Annotated in this window: 18 protein-coding genes, 3 tRNA genes and 1 riboswitch; of the genes, 14 read left to right on the plus strand and 7 right to left on the minus strand. The window is 41.9% G+C overall.

From position 1 onward, the window contains the following. Positions 1-7: 7 nt before the first annotated feature. The 6 genes from glmS to HPC41_RS12715 all read right to left on the minus strand — a co-directional run bounded on the left by glmS (position 8) and on the right by HPC41_RS12715 (position 9134). Positions 8-1849 (minus strand): glutamine--fructose-6-phosphate transaminase (isomerizing), encoded by a 1842-nt coding sequence (gene glmS, locus HPC41_RS12690; RefSeq protein WP_172394370.1) that lies wholly within the window; start codon positions 1847-1849, stop codon positions 8-10. 151 nt (positions 1850-2000) lie between these two features. Continuing rightward, positions 2001-5183 (minus strand): efflux RND transporter permease subunit, encoded by a 3183-nt coding sequence (locus tag HPC41_RS12695; RefSeq protein ID WP_172394371.1) that lies wholly within the window; start codon positions 5181-5183, stop codon positions 2001-2003. 65 nt (positions 5184-5248) lie between these two features. After that, entirely contained in the window at positions 5249-6304 is a 1056-nt protein-coding gene (locus HPC41_RS12700) for an efflux RND transporter periplasmic adaptor subunit (RefSeq protein WP_172394372.1), read from the minus strand. A gap of 14 nt (positions 6305-6318) precedes the next feature. Next, entirely contained in the window at positions 6319-7662 is a 1344-nt protein-coding gene (locus tag HPC41_RS12705) for a TolC family protein (protein ID WP_172394373.1), read from the minus strand. A 28-nt stretch (positions 7663-7690) separates the two neighbouring features. Beyond that, positions 7691-8290: a TetR/AcrR family transcriptional regulator gene (locus HPC41_RS12710; RefSeq protein WP_172394374.1), complete on the minus strand. Its 600-nt coding sequence runs from the start codon at positions 8288-8290 to the stop codon at positions 7691-7693. A gap of 172 nt (positions 8291-8462) precedes the next feature. Beyond that, the gene (locus HPC41_RS12715) at positions 8463-9134 is read right to left on the minus strand and encodes an NUDIX hydrolase (protein ID WP_172394375.1); all 672 of its coding nucleotides are present in this window, start codon (positions 9132-9134) and stop codon (positions 8463-8465) included. A 185-nt stretch (positions 9135-9319) separates the two neighbouring features. On the opposite strand from HPC41_RS12715, the gene pfkA reads away from it, so the two are divergent. The 6 genes from pfkA (at position 9320) to HPC41_RS12745 (ending at position 12634) form a co-directional block, all read left to right on the plus strand. Beyond that, a complete protein-coding gene (gene pfkA / locus HPC41_RS12720; protein ID WP_420240158.1) occupies positions 9320-10297 on the plus strand; it encodes a 6-phosphofructokinase in 978 nt (325 codons plus the stop codon). Between the two features lie 18 nt (positions 10298-10315). Then, on the plus strand, positions 10316-11167 hold the full coding sequence (locus HPC41_RS12725) for a hypothetical protein (RefSeq protein ID WP_172394377.1): 852 nt from the start codon (positions 10316-10318) through the stop codon (positions 11165-11167). A gap of 4 nt (positions 11168-11171) precedes the next feature. Then, positions 11172-12170 carry a type I glyceraldehyde-3-phosphate dehydrogenase gene (gene gap / locus HPC41_RS12730; protein ID WP_172394378.1) on the plus strand — a complete coding sequence of 333 codons (999 nt, stop codon included), beginning with the start codon at positions 11172-11174 and terminating at the stop codon, positions 12168-12170. A gap of 176 nt (positions 12171-12346) precedes the next feature. After that, positions 12347-12419 (plus strand) — tRNA-Phe (locus HPC41_RS12735). 52 nt (positions 12420-12471) lie between these two features. Then, a tRNA-Gly gene (locus HPC41_RS12740) sits at positions 12472-12544 on the plus strand. 5 nt (positions 12545-12549) lie between these two features. Continuing rightward, positions 12550-12634: transfer RNA gene (locus HPC41_RS12745), tRNA-Leu, on the plus strand. A gap of 254 nt (positions 12635-12888) precedes the next feature. Here HPC41_RS12745 and HPC41_RS12750 read toward each other — a convergent pair. Further along, complete coding sequence (locus HPC41_RS12750) at positions 12889-15528, minus strand: alpha-L-rhamnosidase (protein WP_172394379.1); 2640 nt, start codon at positions 15526-15528, stop codon at positions 12889-12891. A gap of 231 nt (positions 15529-15759) precedes the next feature. Then, a riboswitch (TPP riboswitch) is annotated at positions 15760-15855 on the plus strand. Positions 15856-15915: 60 nt separating this feature from the next. On the opposite strand from HPC41_RS12750, the gene thiS reads away from it, so the two are divergent. From thiS to HPC41_RS12790, 8 genes are all read left to right on the plus strand, one after another. After that, on the plus strand, positions 15916-16122 hold the full coding sequence (thiS, locus tag HPC41_RS12755) for a sulfur carrier protein ThiS (protein ID WP_172394380.1): 207 nt from the start codon (positions 15916-15918) through the stop codon (positions 16120-16122). 41 nt (positions 16123-16163) lie between these two features. Next, positions 16164-17978: a phosphomethylpyrimidine synthase ThiC gene (thiC, locus tag HPC41_RS12760; RefSeq protein ID WP_172394381.1), complete on the plus strand. Its 1815-nt coding sequence runs from the start codon at positions 16164-16166 to the stop codon at positions 17976-17978. After that, entirely contained in the window at positions 17975-18586 is a 612-nt protein-coding gene (locus HPC41_RS12765) for a thiamine phosphate synthase (protein WP_172394382.1), read from the plus strand. The genes thiC and HPC41_RS12765 overlap by 4 nt, the downstream gene beginning before the upstream one ends. Further along, the gene (gene thiE, locus HPC41_RS12770) at positions 18538-19170 is read left to right on the plus strand and encodes a thiamine phosphate synthase (protein ID WP_246250629.1); all 633 of its coding nucleotides are present in this window, start codon (positions 18538-18540) and stop codon (positions 19168-19170) included. The genes HPC41_RS12765 and thiE overlap by 49 nt, the downstream gene beginning before the upstream one ends. After that, positions 19167-19937 carry a thiazole synthase gene (locus HPC41_RS12775; RefSeq protein ID WP_172394384.1) on the plus strand — a complete coding sequence of 257 codons (771 nt, stop codon included), beginning with the start codon at positions 19167-19169 and terminating at the stop codon, positions 19935-19937. Before thiE ends, HPC41_RS12775 begins: the two co-directional genes overlap by 4 nt. Positions 19938-19947: 10 nt before the next feature. After that, a complete protein-coding gene (thiH, locus tag HPC41_RS12780) occupies positions 19948-21072 on the plus strand; it encodes a 2-iminoacetate synthase ThiH (protein WP_172394385.1) in 1125 nt (374 codons plus the stop codon). 4 nt (positions 21073-21076) lie between these two features. Beyond that, the gene (locus tag HPC41_RS12785) at positions 21077-21787 is read left to right on the plus strand and encodes a HesA/MoeB/ThiF family protein (RefSeq protein WP_172394386.1); all 711 of its coding nucleotides are present in this window, start codon (positions 21077-21079) and stop codon (positions 21785-21787) included. Between the two features lie 144 nt (positions 21788-21931). Beyond that, on the plus strand, positions 21932-23173 hold the full coding sequence (locus tag HPC41_RS12790; RefSeq protein ID WP_172394387.1) for a YaiO family outer membrane beta-barrel protein: 1242 nt from the start codon (positions 21932-21934) through the stop codon (positions 23171-23173). Position 23174: the final 1 nt, after the last annotated feature.

The raw sequence follows: 23174 nt of genomic DNA on the forward strand, positions 1-23174 counted from the left end.
TGTCTTCTTATTCTACTGTAACAGATTTGGCCAGATTACGTGGTTTATCGACGTCTAGGCCTAACTCCACACCAATATAATACGACAAGAGCTGCAGTGGAACCACGGAAATCAAAGGTGCAATAATCTCATCCGCTTCTGGGATTTCCATATAGTCATCCGATAGACTTTCAGATACTGCGTCACCTCTGGTGACAACAGAAATAATCTTTCCTTTTCTTGCTTTTATCTCCTGAATATTGGAGACAATTTTTTCATGATAAGCATCTTTCGTTGCTACGAAAACAACGGGCAAATTCTCATCCACCAAAGCAATAGGACCATGTTTCATCTCTGCTGCTGGATAGCCTTCAGCGTGAATATAAGAGATTTCCTTTAGCTTTAGTGCACCTTCCAAGGCGACTGGGAAGTTATATCCCCTACCAAGAAACAAAAAGTCCCTTGCATCTTTATATTTTTTTGCTATTTGTTGGATCTTTTCGATCTGTGTATCCAAAATCCATTGAACTTTCTCCGGAACCTTATGCAATTCTTCTGATAATTGTAGAAAACGTTCTCCAGAAATCGTTCCTTTTAATGCCGCTATTTTTAAGGCAATTAGATTTAAGACAGTAAGTTGTGCGGTAAATGCTTTGGTACTTGCTACTCCAATTTCCGGTCCAGCATGTGTATAAGCACCTGCATCTGAAAGACGGGCAATCGACGATCCGACAACATTGACAACTCCTAGAATAATGGCACCTTGCTTTTTCGCATTCTCAAGGGCAACCAAGGTATCTGCGGTCTCACCACTTTGCGAAATAGCCAAAATAACATCTCCGGGCTGGATCACTGGGTTGCGATAACGGAATTCAGAAGCATATTCCACTTCAACATTGATGCGGCATAATTCTTCAATGATATATTCAGCTATTAAACCAGCATGCCAGCTTGTCCCGCAAGCAACGATAACAATCCGATTGGTATTGCTGATTTCATGTGCATATTTCTCTATTCCACTGAGAATAATTTGCTTGGCCTGCAAGTCCAAACGACCACGCATCGAATCGTAGATCGTATCAGGTTGTTCAAAGATTTCCTTTAGCATAAAGTGATCGTAACCACCTTTCTCTATAGCTGATAACTCCAGGTCTAACTTTTGGATATACGGGGTAATCCGCTCATTGCCCAGGTTCTTAAGAATTAATTCGTCAGGAGTAATAATCGCCAGCTCGTAGTCATTGATATAAACGACCTCTTTGGTATAAGCTAACATGGGGGAAGCATCTGAACCCAGGAAGTGCTCATTTTTGCCTATTCCAATTACTAACGGACTTCCTTTTCTTGCCGCAATAATCCGATCTGGGTGACCAGCTTCCAATACAAGGATTACGTAGGCACCTACAACCCTTTTCAAGGCAATGCGAATTGCCTCCTCCAAGGGACACTCATTCTGTAATTGGATTTCTTCAATAAAGTTAACGAGTACTTCTGTATCTGTATCACTTTTGAAATGGTAACCTTTATTAATTAATTCCGATTTTAAGGAAGCATAGTTCTCTATGATACCATTATGAATCATCGCGATGCGACCACTATTTGAATAATGCGGATGGGCATTCCTATCAGAAGGCTCACCGTGGGTAGCCCATCGTGTATGTCCTATTCCTGTTGTTGATTGGAGATCTTGACCGTATACGAATTCTTCCAAATTCACCACTTTTCCGGTTTTTTTGTAAACATCAACATGTTCACCCTTGTGCAGCGCTACTCCTGCACTGTCGTAACCACGGTATTCTAATTTTTTTAATCCATCAATGACGATACCATACGCCTGACGGTAACCTGTGTATCCTACAATTCCACACATGCTTGTCTCAATTTTAAGTATATATTTTTTTGTTAATGCGGCCGCAATGTAATAAAAAAAAATTACGCAATCGATTGATTAACCTAAAATTAATACAAAAAAAAGGAGGCCAATGACTTAGCCTCCTTTTTTTTGTAAAATTGATTTATACTTAATGTTCAGCTACATCAATATGATCGTAGTCCTCCACCATTAATGCTTCATAGTCATTCTTTTTCTTTTTACCAAAACGGCGTTGCAAACTATCGAAGATCGAATAGACAACAGGAACGACAACCAGCGTCAAGAATAAAGATGACAACAGACCACCAATGATTACAATTGCCAAGCCTCTATTCATATCGGCACCATCACCTGTCGCTATAGCTATTGGAATCATACCGAATACCATCGCAATTGTCGTCATCAAAATCGGACGAAGACGGGCATGGTTCGCAGCTACTAGAGCATCATGGGTATTATCCCCTGCCTCCTTACGATGATTGGCAAAATCAACCAGCATAATCGCATTCTTGGCTACCAGACCGATCAACATAATGATACCCAAAATCGTAAATATATTCAATGTTTGATTTCCTAAAGCCAAGAACAATAATGCCCCGATAAATGACAAAGGAATAGAGAACAAGACAACGAATGGAGTGATAAAACTATCATATAAAGCAACCATCACCAAATATACTAGGATAATTGATGCCAATAAGGCAATTCCCAAAGTCCCAAAACCTTCGGTTTGGTTCTCCATGTTACCACCCCAGATAAATACGATTCCTGGTTTGCGCGGTAATTTTTCAAACTGCGCCTGCCACTCCTGAGCTACTGTACCCATCGGTCTACCGATCGCCTGCCCTTGAATAGATACCGCTGGCGATTTGTCCCGGCGTTCCAACAAAGTGGGGCCTGAACCATAAGTGACATTAGCAAATTGCTCCAATGAAATCGAAGCACCCTTATCATTAATAAACTTCAAATCACGGACATTATCAATATTTGCACGACCACTTTCGATATAACGGATATTAATATCATATTCGTTATCCCCTGCCCTATATTTATTATCGGTATTTCCCGAAAATGCAGTTTGCATAGTCATACCGACGGTCGACACATTCAAGCCTAAGGATGTCATTTTATTACGGTCAATCTTCACATTGATCTCCGGGTTACCCGCTTCAGAGGTCAATTTCACTCCCGCAGCTCCCGGAATTTTGCGCAATTGGTCGGCAGCTTTCTCCGCAAATTCTTGCGCGTCTTCGACAGAGGCGCCAATGATAGTCAATTTCAACGGCGCCTGCTCTGCTCCCATAATACCAACGTTTACAGTTTTGACCTTGGCACCAATCAGTTTATTTTCCAATTCACGTTTTAAGGTTGCAGAATACACCTGGGAATTTCCGTCAAAATTCTCCTTGTCCAGAATAACATGGATTTCGGATTTATAACGAGATCCAGTAGTGGAAGCCATACCGTCCGAAGATTGTCCGACCGTAGTGATTATTTCTTTAACATCTGGCTTGGATTTAAGATAAGCTTCCGCCTTTTGTGTCAATAAGTTAGTTTTTTCCAACGAGGCATCTTTGTCAAGTTCCAATTGAATAAAAAATTCCTTACGATCAATACCCGGGAAAAAATCCGAACCGATATAGCCCTTCACTACCAATGAAAATGAAGCAATCAAAAGCCCTATCGCTAGTGCTAGCGTAGCTAGTTTAGTCAATCGTGTTTTTAAAGACCATACCAATAATCCGGATACCCAATGCGTAAACGCAGTCAAACCACTTTCAAATCCATGGATTATCCGTCCAAACAAAGATGTTTTGCTCAAGTGTTCAAGTTTTCCGAAACGCGAGTACAACCAAGGGACTACCGTAAATGACACCAATAAAGATAACATCGTAGAGATAATCACGGTCACGCAGAATTGTGCCAGGATATTCGCAACCAGCCCCGTAGACATTGCTATTGGAAGGAATACGACAACGATAACTAAAGTAATTGCTGTAACGGTAAATCCAATTTCGGAAGCACCATCAAATGCCGCACGCACCTTGTTTTTACCCATCTCCATATGCCGGTGAATATTCTCGATAACAACGATCGCATCATCCACCAGGATACCCACCACAAGGGACAAACCTAACAACGACATCAAGTTTAATGTGTAGCCCATCAAAAGCAAGCCAATGAATGTTGCAATCAACGAAAGCGGAATCGCGACCATTGTAATTGCAGCATTTCGCAAACTCTGTAAGAAAAACAACATAATAAAACCTACTAAAGCAATAGCGATCATCAAATCATGGATGACATTATCTGCTGCATTCAAGGTAAAATCTGATGAGTCATTTGCAACAAGTATTTTGATATTTTGTGCCGCATAATCCTTCTCAACCCCGCTCACGACCTTTCCAGTTTTATCATGTACTGCAATGGTTTTCTTTACTGCTTCAGACACAGCCACTGCGTTGGCATCAGATTGTTTAAAGACCTGCAACAAGATCGTATTCTGGCGGTCCAAACGAGCTACTTTTTCAATTTCTTTGATACCATCCTGAACGTCTGCAATATCACGTAAATAGATCTGAACCCCTGCCGGCGTTGTAATCGGCAAGTTACGTAACTCTTCAATTGACGTTACCTTTCCGGCCAACCGGATCGTGGTTCTATTATCACGGGTGCTTACGTTCCCTGTAGGAAAATCCAAATTAGATGCCGCTACAGTTTGTTGCACCTGTGAAATTGTCAATCCATAACCTTCGATTTTCTTCGGATCCACAGAAATCTGAATCTCACGCTCTTCGCCACCGATCATGTCTACTTTAGCAACCCCATTTATACGTGCAAAAACAGGTTGGATTTTATTGTCCAAGAGGTCATATAACTCCTTCTCGGACAAGTTGGAGGTAACCGCCAAACTCATGATCGCTACATCGTCCAACGAGAACTTGGACAGGGAGGGTGTCTCCACATCATCGGGCAGATCGTTAATGACAGCATTGATTTTCCGCTGAGCATCGGTAAGCAAAAAGTTAACGTCGGCGCCATTATTAAGGGTAATCATAACGATCGACACCCCTTCAAGCGAGGTAGATTCTACTTTTTTGATACTTTCCAAGGATGAAATGGCATCCTCAATTTTCTTGGTGACAGAGCTTTCCACCTCAGCGGGGGATGCTCCTGGATAGACCGTCTGCACCGTGATGACGTTGATCTCAAATTTAGGGACTAGCTCGTACCCCAATTGAGTATAAGAAAACAACCCGCCTAATGTGAGTATTATAAATAATACGATAATTATACTGGGACGTTTTATCGATATTTCGGTAATTTTCATTAGAATTATTTGTTTTTAATGGCAATGAAACCACGACTTCATTTGCTACTGTTTATCAGTATTCATTATTTAATAATTTCAACAGGACTCTGATCAAACAAATTGATTTGACCCGAAACAATCACTTGATCGCCATTTTGCAAGCCACCCAAGATTTCGATGTGATCGCCAAAGTTTCTTCCGGATTTCACCTTGGTTTCAATTGCTTTGCCATTTTTAAGAACGAATATTTTATTGTCGCTCACACTACCTACGAATGCATTACGAGGGACGATAAGCGTATTGCCGGCAACACTCTCGCCAAACATCGCTGTGCCATACATACCGGCACGCAATCGATTGGATGAGTTATTGACTTCAATTTCCACCGGAAAATTTAAGCTCCCGTCTGATTTAGGCGCGATAAACGTCACTTTACCGGTGAACCTTTGGTCAGCATAAACACTTGCCGATACATCCACAGATTGACCGATCTTTAAGGTTGCCACATTTTTCTCATCCACATTGACACGTAATTTTAGTGTACCGACATTTACGATATCAAATGCTGCAGCTCCAACATTTAAATAAGTTCCGGGTTCAATTTTACGTGCATTGACCACTCCCGAAACAGAAGTTTTGATGGTTACATCGCCTGCATTCAATTTTGAAGCCTTTAAGTTATTTTTGGCATTTTCATATTGTAATTTCACCTGATCCAACTGCTGTTTGGTAACACCACCTGTAGAATAAGCGCTTTCAAAACGATGTAAATCGGCCTGTGCATTGGTAAAAGCTGCCTGAGCATTCGCGACATTTACATTTAGCTTATCCCCTTCGATGATTGCCAATGTTTGTCCGGCACTCACGCGAGATCCTTCATCAACCAACACCTTCACAACTCTACCAGCAGTCTCTGCAGAAACAGTAACTTCTTGCTTTGGCGCAAAGGTGCCATTTGCAGTATAACGCAAATCCATCGAAGTGACCTTTGCAGTATCAATGCGAACGGCAATAGACGCATTAGTTTTGGCAACTTCAGCAGTCTCAGCTTCATTCTTCTTTTTATTTTTATTTAACACAAAAAATATTCCTGCAAGAACAGCAGCAATAATAAGTAGGGTAATAATTCCGCGTTTCATATTGTATTAGTCAATTATTCGTTAATTAGTGATTTGAGGTTGCCATTCGCTTTAATCAGTTGAACTTCCGCCACTTTATAATCAAGCAAAGACGTATTTAAATTATTTTGCGCATCAGCATAAGCTTTCTCAGCATCCAATAGATCTGTTAACGTTGCCAAACCATTCTTGTAGTTATTGTTTGTATCCTCCAATACGGATTTGGCCAAATCTACGTTTTTGCGATTCGACTCAATCGTCAAAAGTGTATTCTTAATTTGCACTTTGGAATTTTCCGCAGCCATACTTAGCGCCAATTTTGTATCAGCGATATCGACCTGAAGTTTATCAATATCGATCTGGGCTTGGCGGACCTTGGATCTTGTCAAGAATCCATTAAAAATAGGTACAGATAAATTCAGGCCGATCCCAGAAAAGCTAGACCAATTAACACCTTCAGCTTTTGAAAATAAAGGAAATACTGGCCCCAAACCCTGACGTCCATAATTAGCGGTCAGCGACAATGTTGGATAGTATTTTGAAATCTCAGCTTTTTTATTGAGCTCCAATAAATCATTTTGCTTATTCAGTACCTGAATCTCTGTTCTATTGGAAACGTCAATCGGATTATAAACAGCATTTAACGTAACCGTTTCAAAAGTTGAGCTTGGCATGGTGATCTGCTCATCCATGGACATACCAATAACAAATTTAAGTGCATTTTCTTTAAGCTCAACGGCATTAATCAACTGCTGTCTAGATGCTTTTAGATTTGTAACCGCTACATTTGTACGATCCAGATCAATTTTCTTGGCTAATCCATTATTATATAGGCCTTCGATCACGTCTCTTGTTTTGGTTGTGCTTTCTAAATTATTATCAACTGTTTTTAATTGTAATTTGGATTGATAAACATCATAATAGCTATTGGCTACTTTTTCAATTAACTGTTCATCTGTCAACGTTTTATTAATTAGGTAAAATTCACGGGTGGTTTTCGCCGCCTTTAATCCGGTAAATACTGTTTGATTAAACAATTGTTGATTCAAACTTATCGAATTTGTTGATTGCCATTTTTGTCCGAAAGCGGCCATTACCGTTGTTCCAGGCTGACCGACAAGCTCCCCAGGTAAAGCAACTTTTTGGATCATGGGATTATACGTTATCCCTCCAGTAAAATTGACCTGTGGTAATGCACCCGATTTAACCTCGGCGATCTTATGCTCCGCATTCTGCACATCGAGCGTCGCTTTTTTAGCATCAGCTTTATTCTGCAAAGCAAATTTGATTGCATCACTTAGGCTTAATTGCTGCTGTGCATGACTTTGGAAAACCATCGTACCTAATAAAAGGCTGGCTAGTATTCTGATTGTTTTCATTCCTAATTTATTTGTCCTAATTTTATATCTACTTTTTATTTATGCCATTAAAAAACAACTTCGTAGCGAGCTTTTGTTTCTGTAACACTTCATCAAAGCGGTCTTGATTTGGTATACCAGAAATGATATCAGAAATATTGCACATCAACGATAAGCTTTTCATCAATTCCACATAGATTTCCGCCGTTTCATACAGATGTTCTCCATTGAGTTCTCCACTTTCTGCACCCACTTTAAATATTTCATAAAGCGCATTTACATCACGATTATGTAAGCACTGGAAGAAATCCTGCATTGAAAGTCCCTTAATCCATTCTAGATTTTCGTTCATATGCAACATATAGTACTTACGCACAAAAGCATCCCGCATCTCTAAAATTTTCATGATCAGATCATAAGTTGTTCCTTTATGAGCTGCAACCAACTTTTCCTCCTCCGCTCTATACTCATCTGTCAAACGTATAAGAACATCCCGTATAAGCGCATTCTTCTCCGAGTAATAATAATATAAATTTGCCTTAGTGATCTTTATATCCTCTGCAATTTCATTCATTGTTGTCTTACTAAATCCATAATGCATAAAGCGTCTTATTGCGGCATCAATGATTTGGTCTTTTCTATCTTCCATTCTTCAAAAAACTCCTTTCTACTTTCTGACTTTTATCAGAAATTGTTCAAAAATATAAAAAGTAACTTCCTCTACAAAATATATTTCGAAATCCTTATTAATTTGATATTTAATTGACAACAAAAAAGGCAAACTTTTGAAGTTTGCCTTTTCGTTAATAGCTCTGATTTTATTAAAACGCTACAGTATTCTGAAAATGTTTAAGAAATTTTCTTTTGTCCAACTTGTACAAGCGGGCAGCGCGATAAGCAACGCCTGTTTGCACTTCGTCCAACTCCTTTAGAAAACCATAATTCTGCATTTTCTTTCTGAAATTACGCTTATCCAATGTTTTATTTAATATCCCTTCATACACCAACTGCAATTGAGTGAGGGTAAATTTTTCAGGCAAAAGCTCAAAAGCGATCGGTTTATAGGCCAAACGGCGCTGTAATCTTTCCAGACATAAATCCAAAATCTGCTTATGGTCAAAAGCCAATTCAGGTACATTTCTAACGGGGAACCATTTTGCCTGCTTCATGTAATTTGTAACAGGCTTGGTTTTCAACTTTGTATTATCAAGCTGAATCAAGGCATAATAAGCGACAGTCAGAATACGGCCTTTCGGGTGCCGTTTGAGCCCCGCAAAAGAATGCAACTGATCCATAAATACATCCTTCAGGCCTGTATTTTCATACAAAATTCTTTTTACGGCATCTTCCATTTCTTCGTCATTATCCACGAAAAAGCCTGGCAATGCCCACCAATCCTTAAAAGGATATTCATTTCTTTCAGCCAAGAGAACCTTTAATTCTCCTTCATGAAAGCCTAATATGACACAGTCTACGGTAAAATTACTATACAAAACTTCTAAATTTATTTATGTGCAATATACTGAGCTAAATTTATCGGCTACTAATCATCGGGTTATCTGTAACAATTATACGCTTCCTAAACGTGATGCGCAAAAAAATAATGAAAAATTTATTCAAAGTGTAGAATATACACTATAAAAATCTTATATTCGTAAAACCTAAAATATAGAGTGTGATAAAAGAAATTAAAAAAATAGGCGTATTAACATCTGGCGGTGATGCACCCGGCATGAATGCATGCATTCGTGCGGTTGTACGTACAGCGCTACACAAAGGCCTTGAGGTAACCGGGATTTATCAGGGTTATCAAGGTTTGATTGACGGAAATTTCAAAGAAATGGACACCCGTTCGGTGAGCAATATCATCCAGCGTGGTGGTACAATATTAAAGACAGCGCGTTGTCTTGAGTTTAAAACAACTGAAGGACGAAAAATCGCGTACGATAATTTGAAGGCAGCAGAGATTGATGCCTTGGTGGTGATTGGTGGTGACGGAACTTTTACTGGTGCGAATTTCTTTTCCAAAGAATTCGAGATTCCCATTGTCGGTATCCCCGGAACGATTGACAACGACCTTTACGGATCTGATTATACCATTGGTTATGATACCGCAAATAACACCGTTATCGAAGCCATTGACAAAATCAGAGATACAGCGGCCTCCCATGAGCGCCTTTTCTTTGTTGAGGTAATGGGCAGAGACTCCGGATGTATCGCATTAAACGCGGGAATTGCGGGCGGTGCAGAGGCCATCTTACTTCCTGAGAAAGAGACGGCTATCGATGATCTGATCCGTCACCTGGAAGATGGTGCGATTAAAAAGAAATCCTCGTCCATTGTTATTGTCGCAGAAGGCGATCAAAACGGTGGTGCATATTATGTCGCAAAAAAAGTAAAGGAAAAATTTGATCATTACGACACGAAAGTTAGTATATTAGGGCATTTACAACGTGGTGGAGCTCCAACGAGTTTTGACCGCGTATTAGCCAGTCGATTGGGGTTTGCTGCGGTGAATGAAATTTTAGCAGGCAATACACGCATCACCGTGGGGCTTCGCGGTAATGAAATCAAAACTACACCGATTGAAGAGGCGATCAGCAATAAGGAAATTAAACTTAGCCCTGATCTATTGGAAATGGCTGAGATTTTATAATATAAAGCAAAGCAGACTATGATAGCAGTAGTATACAGTGGATCTCGATTCTCAGACTGGCGGTTGGCTGACAAAGGCCGGATAACCACCGGATTCCGCATGAATGGTATCAACCCCTATCTTCAGGATGAACGGTCCATACTACAGCATTTAAATAGAAACACCAATTTGATCAATAACGCTGAAAAAATTAAGCGTATTTATTTTTTTGGTGCCGGTTCTTCCTCCAAGGAGCGCAAAGATAAAATCAAAAATGTCTTCGAACGCTTCTTTGTCAACGCAAGGGTCAAGGTAGACCACGATGTCATTGCTTCGGCAATTTCAACTTTCGGGGATGAAAAAGGCATTGTAGGCATCATTGGAAGCGGATCGAATGCGGCTTATTATACAGGGAAGAAAATCATAGAGAACAACTATGGCTTGGGCTACATCCTCGCGGACGAAGGTGCGACAAACTGGAATAGTCAGCAATTGCTAAAACACTATATGACGGACACCCTTCCGCTTGATCTGAAAGAAAAATTAGAGAAAGAATTTACCCTGGACAAGAAAAGTATTTTGGAGAAGGTGTACATAGCACCACAACCCACTAACTTTCTAAATTCATTTACGGATTTTGTGCTTGAAAACAAAGAGCATCTTTTTATCAATCAGCTAATCAAGAATGGACTGCGTATTTTTATTAAAACTTACATTAAGCCATTAATGAAAGAGTATCCGGATAGTGATGTAAATTTCACCGGTTCGGTGGCATTTAATTATGAAAATATCCTCCGGGAGGTAGCGACAGAAGAATTTAGTATCAGTATTGGCACCGTGGTTAAGGAGCCGATACATAATTTAATTAAATATTATATCAATAAAAATTAAGAATATGAAAATTGGAATTAACGGATTTGGCCGTATTGGTCGTTTAGCATTCAGAGCTGCTATCAATCGTCCAGAAATTGAAATTGTTGGTATCAATGACTTAGTTGAGCCAGATTATATGGCTTATATGTTGAAATACGATTCAACTCATGGTAAATTTGAAGGTACTGTAGAGGTGAAAGATGGTAACTTGGTCGTGAATGGCAAAACAATCCGTGTGACTGCTGAAAAAGATCCAGCAAACTTGAAATGGAATGAAGTAGGTGCTGAAGTAATCATCGAATCTACGGGTTTCTTCTTGACACAAGAGTTGGCTCAAAAACACATTGATGCAGGTGCGAAAAAAGTTGTTATGTCAGCGCCAGCAAAAGATGACACACCTACATTCGTAATGGGTGTAAACCACAAAGAATTAAAAGCAGATCAACATATCGTTTCAAATGCATCTTGTACAACAAACTGTTTAGCTCCTATCGCTAAAGTATTGAATGATAAATTCGGTATCGTTGAAGGTTTGATGACTACAGTACACGCCGTAACAGCTACTCAAAAAACTGTGGACGGTCCTTCAGTGAAAGACTGGAGAGGTGGCCGTGGTGCTTACCAAAACATCATCCCTTCTTCTACAGGTGCTGCTAAAGCTGTAGGTTTGGTTCTTCCTGAATTGAAAGGTAAATTGACTGGTATGTCTTTACGTGTTCCTACTGCTGACGTTTCAGTTGTTGACTTAACCGTACGTTTGAATAAAGGTGCTTCTTACGAAGAGATCAAAACTGCCATGAAAGAAGCTTCTGAAGGCGAATTGAAAGGTATCTTGGGTTATACAGAGGATGATGTAGTTTCAACAGACTTCTTGGGTGACGCGCGTACTTCGATCTTTGATGCTAAAGCTGGAATTTCTTTGAATGATAACTTTGTTAAAGTTGTATCTTGGTATGACAACGAGTGGGGTTATTCAAACAAAATTGTTGATCTCGTATTAGAAGTTGGTAAATTATCTTAATAAGATCCACTTGGACAATATCAAAGGGTTATTCAGATCGAATAACCCTTTATTTTTTCCACTTAGGAATCAACAGGTTGGCGTTTAAACGCAAAAAAAAGCACTTTTGCCTTTTGTATTTCAAATAATCCCTCTATATTTGCAGCATCAATAGGGCAAACAGCTAATATTGAAAAGGTGCCATAGCTCAGTTGGTAGAGCAAAGGACTGAAAATCCTTGTGTCGCTGGTTCGAATCCAGCTGGCACCACCGAAAGAAGCAGAACGCAATGCTCTGGGATACTTTGAAAAATAATTCCCATGCGAAAATAGCTCAGCTGGTAGAGCACAACCTTGCCAAGGTTGGGGTCGCGAGTTCGAATCTCGTTTTTCGCTCACCTGCCTAGGTGGTGGAACTGGTAGACACGCAGGACTTAAAATCCTGTTCCCGTTAAGGGAGTGCGGGTTCGATTCCCGCCCTAGGTACAAGAAAAGCCCATCAATTGATGGGCTTTTCTTGTTATATATCCTATTCCTATTAATTCCCAACTTTCTTCTGATCAGCTTCGCCCTTTCCGGCAATTTTCATCGGGTTCGCTTCGGGATTTCATCGGGAAAAATAGCCAGAGATTCCGATCGAGCCCCGAACGGCTCCCGATAAAGTGCAGAAATTGGTACGAAGTTGGTCAGGAATTGGTCCTAGATCTTTATTGGCTAACCTAAACCTATAATGTGTTATTTTATTTCAACTCCAAATTAAAGTGATATTTTCCAGCCTCCAGTTGGATTACTTTACCATCGCGGATATTTGCCGGCGGATAAAAGGTCGCCCTGGCATTTGCAGGTATCTCCACCTGATATTCGACCTTGTCTCCATTCGCTTTCCAGCTGGACACAATCTCTCCGTAGGGCGAATTGTAAGTAATGGAAGACTCCTTGAGCTCCTTCGGGAAGATAGGTTTTAATAGCACATGTTTAAAACCAGCCTGTGATGGATCCGGCAGAATCCCGCCGATTGATTTGAAAAACCAGCCTCCGATTTCACCAAACATCATGTGATTATCAGAGATATCCCGCTTTGCATTTAGGTCCCAATTCTCGAGCAAGGTGGTCGCTCCATTGACAATCCACCAGCCCCAGGAGGGGTAGGTATCCTGTACTGCGACTTTATATGCCGTTTCCCCATAACCGTTATCCTTGAGAGCGTTCAGAAGTGCTTTTGCCCCCAATACACCGACATCCAAGTGAAAATTGGTCTCTTCTACCCTCCTATTTAAGTTGGCAGCGACTTTGGCTTTCATCGCATCCGGCACCACTCCCCAATATAAAGGTACGCTTAACTCTGTCTGTGTCCCGGCACTGTAGATCCCTTTTGCGGTATTCAAAAATTTGGCATTGATGGCATCTTTGATTTTTTGGCTTAATTGTTCATATTTCTGCTGATCAGCTGTTTTGCCAAACATTTTTGCAGCTGAAGCCAGTATCGTTGCATCCACATAAAAATAGACCGATGAAGTTAGCTCAAGATTAGATTGCGATTTGACCGGTACCCAATCCCCCCGACCGAAGGTTGTCAAGCCTTTGGGACTGATTCCGTCCACATAATCCACATAACGTTTGATATTGTCATAGCAGTCAGCCAATAAGCTTGCATCACCGTAAAATAAATAAGTCTGCCAGGGAATAATAGCAATTGTGCTTGTCCAGTCTAAGCCATTTGCAGTACCGTAACCCCAGCCCCCTGTTGGAATGATATCGGGCAACACACCGTTTTCCTGCTGCTCGTCCCGATGATCCGCCATCCATTTCTCATAGACCGTAATACCGTCAAAATTATAATAAGCTGTTTCAATAGCGAGGTGACCATCCCCAGTCCAGCCATTTTTCTCCCGCTGTGGACAATCGGTGGGATAACCCATCAAATTGGATAAGTAGGCATTATTGGTTGCTTTCCATAATCCATTGATCAACGCAGAAGAGGTTGTCAGCTGGCCAATAGGACGCACATCGCTATGCATAAAATAGGCCGTAACAGCCGACTTATCCAGCACGATCGGCTCACTGCTGCTCACTTCGACGTAGCGGAATCCTTTATAGCCAAACTTTGCCATAAATTCATCCTCTTTCTTACCGCTCAGTGTCAAGATATCGGTTTGAAAGGGTTCCAGCTCTTTATTCCCACGATAATAAACATCTATATTGGACTGATCCAAGCGTCCATTTGCATGCAATCGTTCGCCATGTTTGATCTTGATCACAGTCCCGGCTTTCCCCCGCATCTTGACCTTTGTCACACCGGCCATATTCTGCCCCATATCAAAGACATAGGTGCTGTCATCAATCTTTTTTATTGATTTCGGGCCGTAGGATTTCACCAGGCGTATGGGCACGGTCTGCTGGGAGACAATATTTACGGAGGGAGGATTCCGGTACTGAACGGTATGCCACTGTGCATCGTCAAAGGTTGGCATATCCCATCCCGGTACCTCCAGACGCGCATCGTAATGTTCGCCCGTATAGATATTATTGTAGCGAATAGGTCCTGCAGCAGTCTTCCAGGTTTGATCCGAACTTATTGTTTCCTCACTGCCATCCTGATAGACAATGCGCAGGTCCAAACAAAATGTTGGGCGATCCCGCCAGGGCGCTTTGTCGAAATTCCATACAGCCAGGGGCTGATGATTATACCAGCCATTTCCCAAGACGACAGCGAGTACATTGTCTCCCTGCTGAAGTTGCCGGGTTACGTCTTCCACCACATATAAAGTACGTTTATCAAATCGGGTATACATTGGATCCAGCCTGTGGTCGCCGATTTTTTTGCCATTTACCGATAATTCATAGAGTCCCGCTACCGCAACGTAAGCACGGGCCGACTTGATTGCTTTGCTTGTTTTAAAAGCTCTTCTAAAATAGGGAGCCGTCTGTTCATGGATATTGTGGTTATCACTGATCCATTTCCCTTTCCAGTTCTCTATCCCCATCATACCTGTTTCGAATGAGGCAATGGTTGATGTATTTGGACGTCCGTCTTTGTCCCAGACCAGGACTTTCCAAAAATACTTTGTCTGCGGTTTCAGTGCAGTCCCATTGTAGTGGACCAACATAATGGAATTTGACTGCTTTCCACTATTCCAGATACTGGATTTATTTTTCACCAATGCCATTGAATCCGTGTCTACCATAATGTGATAAGCAGATTGCTTTGCTCCCTGTCGTTTATCATCGAGCTGCCAGCTTAAGCGAGGATTTAGTTTATCTACGCCCATTGGATTTGCGAGATGCTCACAGCTGAGAGCAACGGGGACACATTCTTTTTTCTGCTGTGCATATAGGGCCGTGCCCATACCCAGCATTGTCATCAGTAAAATTTTTCGCATATTTAGTTTATACATATCGACCTTTTGTATCTCCCACAATAGAATTGAATGCATATCCTGAACGATCATGATGAATTCAACAAGATTACAAAAGGTGTTAAATTGTTTTAGTCGATTCAAAAACGAATATATTAATTATTTCCAAGATAGTAAACTGTACTGTCTTGTTAAGCGAAGTATTTAAAATTAAAGCTCATGTTTGGATTTTTCATCAAAATAGTCCTATATTAGTTCCAACTTTAGGGGTGTCTGCATTTGCAGGCTGAGATTTTACCCTTATAACCTGATCCGGATCATACTGGCGTAGGGAAAAGTAAGCCGTCTTTCAAATACATTACTGTATATTGTTGTGGCCATTCCTAAAGTTTTACAAAAAAATAAAAAGGAATGGAACTTACAATCAATCATCAAATCCGATTTTTCGACCCCGCACCAAACTCGTTAGCCGATCTTTTACAGGCTGAGCTTTCCGGTAAAACACAAGGTGTCGCCGTAGCGCTCAACAACCAGGTTATTCCCAAAAACGACTGGTCCAAAACCTACCTACAATCTAATGACCAACTCCTGCTCATCACTGCTACACAAGGTGGTTAAACTCATAGCAACATATTCAATTTACCTAATTCCCCATTAATATGACATCAGAAAAAATCACACAGACAGCTTTTCCAAGTTCCACTAAGGTTTTTGTTCCGGGAACGCTTTATCCTATCCAGGTCGCCATGCGCCAGATTTCATTGAGTCCCACCAAATTGAGCAATGGACAAATCGAAATGAATCCACCTATCACCATATATGATACCTCAGGGCCTTATACAGACGGGACACAGAATATTGACATTCGTAAGGGACTTCCGCGTCTTCGCGAACAATGGATTCTGGACCGCAAGGATGTACAGCAGCTGGAAGGTATCAGCTCGACATATGGTCAAGAGCGTCTGGCGGATAAAACATTAGACGAACTTCGTTTTGCCTACAGCCATAAACCCAAGGTTGCGGCGCAGGGAAAAAATGTGACGCAATTGCATTATGCCAGAAAAGGAATTATTACGCCAGAGATGGAATATGTTGCCATTCGTGAAAACCAACGTATCGAGCAACTCGCCGACAGTACACCGGGTATGGATCATCAGCATCCGGGGGAGAACTTTGGCGCCCGAACAACCGGAAAATATATTACACCCGAGTTTGTGCGAGAGGAAATCGCTGCAGGTAGGGCAATCATTCCCAATAATATCAATCATCCGGAGAGTGAACCAATGATTATTGGTCGTAATTTTCTGGTAAAAATCAATGCCAACATCGGCAATAGTGCGGTCAGCTCCAGCATTGAAGAAGAGGTAGAAAAAGCCGTCTGGGCCTGCCGTTGGGGTGCCGATACCATCATGGACCTGTCTACAGGCAAAAATATCCACGAAACCCGCGAATGGATTATCCGCAACTCACCGGTACCGATAGGCACTGTTCCAATCTATCAGGCGCTTGAAAAAGTGAAAGGCGTCGCCGAAGATCTTACCTGGGAAATTTTTCGAGATACCTTGATTGAGCAGGCTGAACAGGGTGTGTCTTATTTTACTATCCATGCCGGTGTCCTACTGCGCTATATTCATTTAACGGCAAAGCGCGTAACTGGTATCGTTTCAAGAGGGGGATCGATTATGGCCAAATGGTGTCTTTTTCATCATCAGGAAAACTTTCTGTATACCCATTTTGAAGAGATCTGCCACATCATGAAGCAGTATGATGTGGCTTTCTCGCTTGGTGATGGTTTGCGCCCAGGCGCTATTGCAGATGCCAATGACGCTGCACAATTTGCGGAACTTGAAACCTTGGGTGAGTTGACAAAGATCGCCTGGAAACATGATGTACAGGTGATGATCGAGGGACCGGGGCACGTTCCTATGCAACTTATCAAAGAGAACATGGAAAAACAGCTGGAATGTTGCGACGAAGCTCCATTTTACACCTTAGGTCCGCTGACCACAGATATCGCACCGGGATATGACCACATTACCTCAGCTATTGGCGCGGCAATGATTGGCTGGTATGGCTGTGCCATGTTATGCTATGTAACTCCAAAAGAACATCTTGGACTGCCCAACAAAAAAGATGTAAAAGATGGTGTTATCACCTACAAACTGGCAGCGCATGCTGCAGATCTCGCTAAAGGACACCCCGGGGCACAGTACCGTGACAACGCTCTGAGCAAGGCCAGATTTGAATTCCGATGGGAGGATCAGTTCAACCTATCCCTTGATCCGGATACTGCCCGTGAATATCATGACGAAACGCTACCCGCGGATGCCGCCAAAGTAGCCCATTTCTGCTCGATGTGCGGACCAAAATTCTGCTCCATGAAAATTACACAGGAAATCCGGGATACTGCCGCACAGGGCATGTTGGAAAAATCGCAGGAATTCATCGCTCAAGGAAAGGAAATCTACTTATGATCATTGCGTTGACAGCAGCGGAGGAAGTTGCCTCAGAAATGAATATCATCCATCATCTCTTTGCACATGGGCTTGATCTCCTGCATCTACGCAAATATCATTTTACGGACGAGCAAATGTATCAGTATGTCGCATCCATAGATGCGACATACCATGATCGATTGGTTCTCCACTCCCATCCGTGGCTGTCTGATGCACTTCATATAAACAGAATTCATTTCAATGCGCATCTTCGGCAAAGCGGCCCATTCAACAGGCATCATTTCGGAAGCATTTATTCGACTTCGGTCCATCACATCGATCAGTTCAATGCCTTGGATAAAAGATGGAATTACGCCTTTTTAAGCCCCTTATTTCCAAGTATTTCTAAAGCAGGTTATGGACAAGAAAATGCCCTTTTGGGTCAACTTCCCTTGCGGACCAATTTGGATGTCGGCTTAATTGGGTTGGGAGGAATAACAGCAGCAAATTGTCTACTTCCCATCCAAGCGGGAGCCGATGGAATTGCTTTATTAGGCGCCCTCTGGCAGGATCCTGATCCTATCCAACATTTTAAAACATGCAAACAGCTATGCTCGAAAAATTACAATATATCTCCCAGGGATTGACACTGACAGACCAAAAGAACAATATCCTTAAAGCATTGGACGCCGGTGCTACCTGGATTCAGATCCGATGGAAACAAGCGGAAGAACCGGAGTTTTCATTACTTGCGAGTCAAATATTACATATTTGCCAGCAGTTTGGTGCAAAATGCATTATCAATGATCATGTAAAACTAGCCAAGGAACTGGATCTCGATGGCGTACACCTAGGCTTAACGGATTGCGGTATAGCTGAAGCCCGCCAGTTATTAGGGCCATCGAAAGTTATAGGTGGGACAGCAAATAGCTTGGAAGATGTACAACGTCGAATAGTAGAAAAATGTGATTATATAGGACTCGGTCCTTTTAAGCACACGTATACAAAACAAAAACTCAGTCCACTGTTGGGTATAGCTGGATATGAAAATATCATCCAGGAAATCCGGCGGCAGGAGCTTCCTCCTGTTCCGATCTTCGCTATTGGCGGGATCAGCAGTCTCGAAGATATACAACATTTAACACAGATAGGAGTTTATGGTGTCGCTGTATCAGGATTGATCACTCAAACACCGAACATTATTTCATCCATTAAAAATCTTTTACCATGAGCACATTACAAATAGCAAATCGCAGCTTTGAATCCAGGTTATTTATGGGGACGGGCAAATTCGGTAATTTGAACGAAATGAGCGCCGCCGTTAGTGCATCCGGCTCACAGCTCATTACCGTTGCACTTAAGCGTATCGATCAGATCGCGGCGGATGACGAATTAACTGCTGTACTCAACTTAACAAAAATAGACTTGCTTCCCAATACTTCGGGTGCTAGAACAGCGGCGGAAGCTGTTTTAGCGGCTCAACTGGCCAGAGAAGCCCTGGAAACAAACTGGGTAAAACTTGAAATTCACCCTGACCCTCGTTATCTGTTACCCGATCCAATTGAAACTTTACGTGCGACAGAGGCACTTGCAAAACTGGATTTTGTGGTCATGCCTTATATTCATGCAGACCCCGTACTTTGTAAACGCCTGGAAAACGCAGGTACTGCAGTTGTCATGCCTCTAGGGGCGCCGATCGGAAGCAACAAAGGGCTTCGTACATTGGATTTTCTGGAAATCATTATCGAAGAAAGCAATGTGCCGGTGGTCGTAGATGCCGGAATTGGTGCCCCTTCAGATGCTGCAAAAGCCATGGAAATCGGTGCCGATGCAGTATTGGTCAATACCGCAATTGCCATTTCCAATAATCCATTGCACATGGCTGAGGCTTTTAAGCAAGCAGTCATCGCTGGACGCATGGCTTATGAAGCAGGTTTGGGACCCATTACCTCGCGGGCAGTCAGTTCAAGTCCGCTAACTTCATTTTTATTCGATTGATCCAAAAACCATGACTGATTTTAAAGAGATACTTGACCAATACAGTTGGGAAGAAATCCAAACAAAGATCTATGGGACGTCCGATCAGGACGTACGTCGGGCATTAAACAAAGAGCATTTGACGCTCAGTGATTTCATCGCCCTTATTTCACCAGCTGCAACGCCCTATCTGGAGCAGATGGCCGTCAAGACACAACAGGTTACGCAGCGGCGGTTTGGCAAGACCATACAGCTCTACGCTCCGCTTTACCTCAGCAATGAATGCCAGAATATCTGTACTTACTGTGGGTTCAGCATGGACAATAAGATTCGGCGCAAAACACTCAATAATACTGAATTGTTGCTCGAAGCGATGGCGCTTAAATCCATGGGAGTCAACCATGTGCTATTGGTCAGTGGTGAAGCAAACAAGACCGTGGAAGTTAATTATTTCCTCCAGGCCATTGCGCTGTTAAAACCACATTTCTCACAGATTTCCATTGAGGTACAGCCCTTAGATCAGGCGGAATATCAACTCCTACAGGCCGCAGGAGTCTATGCAGTGCTAGTTTATCAGGAAACTTATCATCGGGAGGTATACAAGAAATACCATCCCAAAGGCAAGAAATCGAATTTTGATTACCGACTTGACACCCCCGACCGTATCGGGCAGGCAGGCATTCATAAAATTGGATTGGGGGTATTACTCGGATTGGAGGATTGGCGTGTAGACAGCTTTTTTACGGCGGCCCACATCGCCTATTTGCAAAAAAACTATTGGCAAACCCGATATTCAATTTCCTTTCCTCGGCTGCGTCCAGCTGCAGGTTCAGTTGCACCAAATTTTCATCTTTCGGACAAACATCTGCTGCAATTGATTTGCGCTTACCGCTTATGGAATGAAAATCTCGAGATTTCCATTTCTACCCGGGAAAATGAAAGTTTTAGGGATCATATTATCCCCATCGGGGTAACCACAATGAGTGCAGCTTCCAAAACAAATCCTGGGGGTTATGTCGTCGACCCACAAGCGCTGGAACAGTTTGAAGTCAGCGACGAGCGGGATATGGAGACAATAAAAAATCAAATCCGAAAAATGGGTTATTCCCCGGTAATGAAAGATTGGGAAAGTACATATTCAGGACTAATTCGTTAAATGGATGAAAAAGGATCTTATTTTCGAACGCTATAGCCGACAAATCTTTATCGAAGAAATTGGTGTCTCGGGGCAGCGAAAAATCATGAATGCCAACGTATTGATTATTGGAGCCGGCGGGCTGGGGAGTCCAGTATTGCAATATCTGGCCGCTGCTGGCATTGGTAAGCTTGCTCTGGCTGACTTTGACCAGGTTGAGCTCCATAACCTCAACAGGCAGGTGATCCATAGCGAAAAGCAGCTCCATAAAACCAAAGTCAGCAGTGCTGCTGACTTTATGCAACAGCATAACAGTACAATTGATTTCCGGCCCTTACAGGTAAAAATAGATGCTGGCAATGCAGTGGAAATCTTGCGACCCTATGATATCATTGTGGATTGTTGCGACAATTTTGAAACGCGTTATCTCCTCAATGAAACCTGTTTAAGACTCAACAAGCCTTTGGTGTATGGGAGTATATATGGATTTGAGGGTCAATTGGCCGTATTTAATTATAATGGTAGCAAAAATCTACTGGATTTATTTCCGACTGCTCCGCCATCGGAACAAGTACCTAACTGTGATAAAAATGGTGTACTGGGCCCATTGCCAGGGATTATCGGAAGCATGATGGCCATGCAGGTACTTAAAATAGCCGCCGAACTTCCTGTAGATTGTAATCAATTGACACTAGTGGACACCTTAAACTGGCGTTTTACGAAGCTATCTTTCTAAACATAAAGCTTAAACAGTTCCCTAAAAGGCAGGGAGCTCAGCATTTGTGATGGAAAATTCTTTTATAAACAAGCATTTGAAAACAATAATTCCTAATATTAGTTTATATATTAGGAAGCTAATATATAAACTATACAATCTGGAATGAAAAAAGTAATTTATCCATTACTATCCCTCGCTTTATTACCTTTATTTTCAATGGCCCAAGAGGCAAAAATCACTGCTGATGATCTCTTCGCCAAAGCACGCAAGGTAGCCTTCGATTCAAAAGATTATCCGCAGGCCATACAATTATCGAAACAGGCACTTCTACAGGCACCTGATTATACGGACATCAGTATCTTTCTTGGGCGCCTTTACACCTGGTCAGACAAGATTGATTCAGCCCGTACGCTCTTTCATGAGCTCGATAAGAGCAATACAAAGGATGAAGACTTTTTTTTAGCCTACGCGGCGCTTGAGTACTGGAATGACCAGACTGAGAAAGCAACCCAGCTTACAGACAGGGGGCTAAATTACCACCCACAATCACAGGATCTATTGTTGTTAAAAGCCAAGATCAATTATAGCGAAAATCACTATGAAGTCGCCGAAAATACGGTTCACCAATTGTTAAAGATTGACCCGAAAAACGCGGAAGCGCGATCCTTGGCTAAGAACATTGAGGAGTATACCGCTAAAAACGCCATCGGGTTAACCTATAATTTCGTCTATTTCGACAAACAATTTGATCACAACTGGCACATCGTTGGATTGAGCTATAAACGGGCTACCTCTATTGGATCTGTGATCTTTAGAACAAACTATGCCAATAAATTTGCCGCAAACGGTATACAGTTTGAAATGGAAGCTTATCCACGCCTATCCAAGATATTTTATCTCTATGTAGGTGCAGGGTACTCCAATAATGTTGGCATATTTGCAAAATACCGAACTGGCGTCTCATTATATGCAAATTTACCAAATAGTTTCGAAGGGGAAGTTGGGTATCGTCAACTCTATTTCAGCGATAATATCTGGATGTATACGGCCTCAGTCGGAAAGTATTATGAGAACTTTTGGTTCAATCTGAGAACCTATCTTACACCAGGTGAGAAAAATATCTCCCAATCGTATACCGGCACAGTACGGTACTACACGAAGGGCGCAAACGATTACCTCGGATTTAGTGCAGGAACAGGGTTGAGTCCAGAAGAAAACCGAAATAATCTTTTGAACAACGCTTCCTACAAATTGAAGACTTTCAAAGTTGGTGCTGAGTATAATTTTTCGGTCAGGCAAAATAACCTCTTTTCGATCTCCGGCACGTATTACAACCAAGAATTCCGACCAAAAGAAAAGGGAAATCAGCTGGACGTCATCCTTGGTTATATCCGCAAATTTTAGT

It is taken from the genome of Sphingobacterium prati (genome assembly GCF_013167215.1).
Classification (GTDB): domain Bacteria; phylum Bacteroidota; class Bacteroidia; order Sphingobacteriales; family Sphingobacteriaceae; genus Sphingobacterium; species Sphingobacterium prati.

Coding starts and splice junctions, on each gene's coding strand:
- HPC41_RS12695 (WP_172394371.1), bottom strand. CDS start 5,183: ATGAAAATTACCGAAATATCGATAAAACGTCCCAGTATAATTATCGTA.
- HPC41_RS12705 (WP_172394373.1), bottom strand. CDS start 7,662: ATGAAAACAATCAGAATACTAGCCAGCCTTTTATTAGGTACGATGGTT.
- HPC41_RS12775 (WP_172394384.1), top strand. CDS start 19,167: ATGAGCACATTACAAATAGCAAATCGCAGCTTTGAATCCAGGTTATTT.
- HPC41_RS12785 (WP_172394386.1), top strand. CDS start 21,077: ATGAAAAAGGATCTTATTTTCGAACGCTATAGCCGACAAATCTTTATC.
- HPC41_RS12765 (WP_172394382.1), top strand. CDS start 17,975: ATGATCATTGCGTTGACAGCAGCGGAGGAAGTTGCCTCAGAAATGAAT.
- thiC (WP_172394381.1), top strand. CDS start 16,164: ATGACATCAGAAAAAATCACACAGACAGCTTTTCCAAGTTCCACTAAG.
- HPC41_RS12790 (WP_172394387.1), top strand. CDS start 21,932: ATGAAAAAAGTAATTTATCCATTACTATCCCTCGCTTTATTACCTTTA.
- gap (WP_172394378.1), top strand. CDS start 11,172: ATGAAAATTGGAATTAACGGATTTGGCCGTATTGGTCGTTTAGCATTC.
- HPC41_RS12750 (WP_172394379.1), bottom strand. CDS start 15,528: ATGCGAAAAATTTTACTGATGACAATGCTGGGTATGGGCACGGCCCTA.
- thiE (WP_246250629.1), top strand. CDS start 18,538: ATGCAAACAGCTATGCTCGAAAAATTACAATATATCTCCCAGGGATTG.
- thiH (WP_172394385.1), top strand. CDS start 19,948: ATGACTGATTTTAAAGAGATACTTGACCAATACAGTTGGGAAGAAATC.
- glmS (WP_172394370.1), bottom strand. CDS start 1,849: ATGTGTGGAATTGTAGGATACACAGGTTACCGTCAGGCGTATGGTATC.
- HPC41_RS12700 (WP_172394372.1), bottom strand. CDS start 6,304: ATGAAACGCGGAATTATTACCCTACTTATTATTGCTGCTGTTCTTGCA.
- thiS (WP_172394380.1), top strand. CDS start 15,916: ATGGAACTTACAATCAATCATCAAATCCGATTTTTCGACCCCGCACCA.
- HPC41_RS12710 (WP_172394374.1), bottom strand. CDS start 8,290: ATGGAAGATAGAAAAGACCAAATCATTGATGCCGCAATAAGACGCTTT.
- HPC41_RS12725 (WP_172394377.1), top strand. CDS start 10,316: ATGATAGCAGTAGTATACAGTGGATCTCGATTCTCAGACTGGCGGTTG.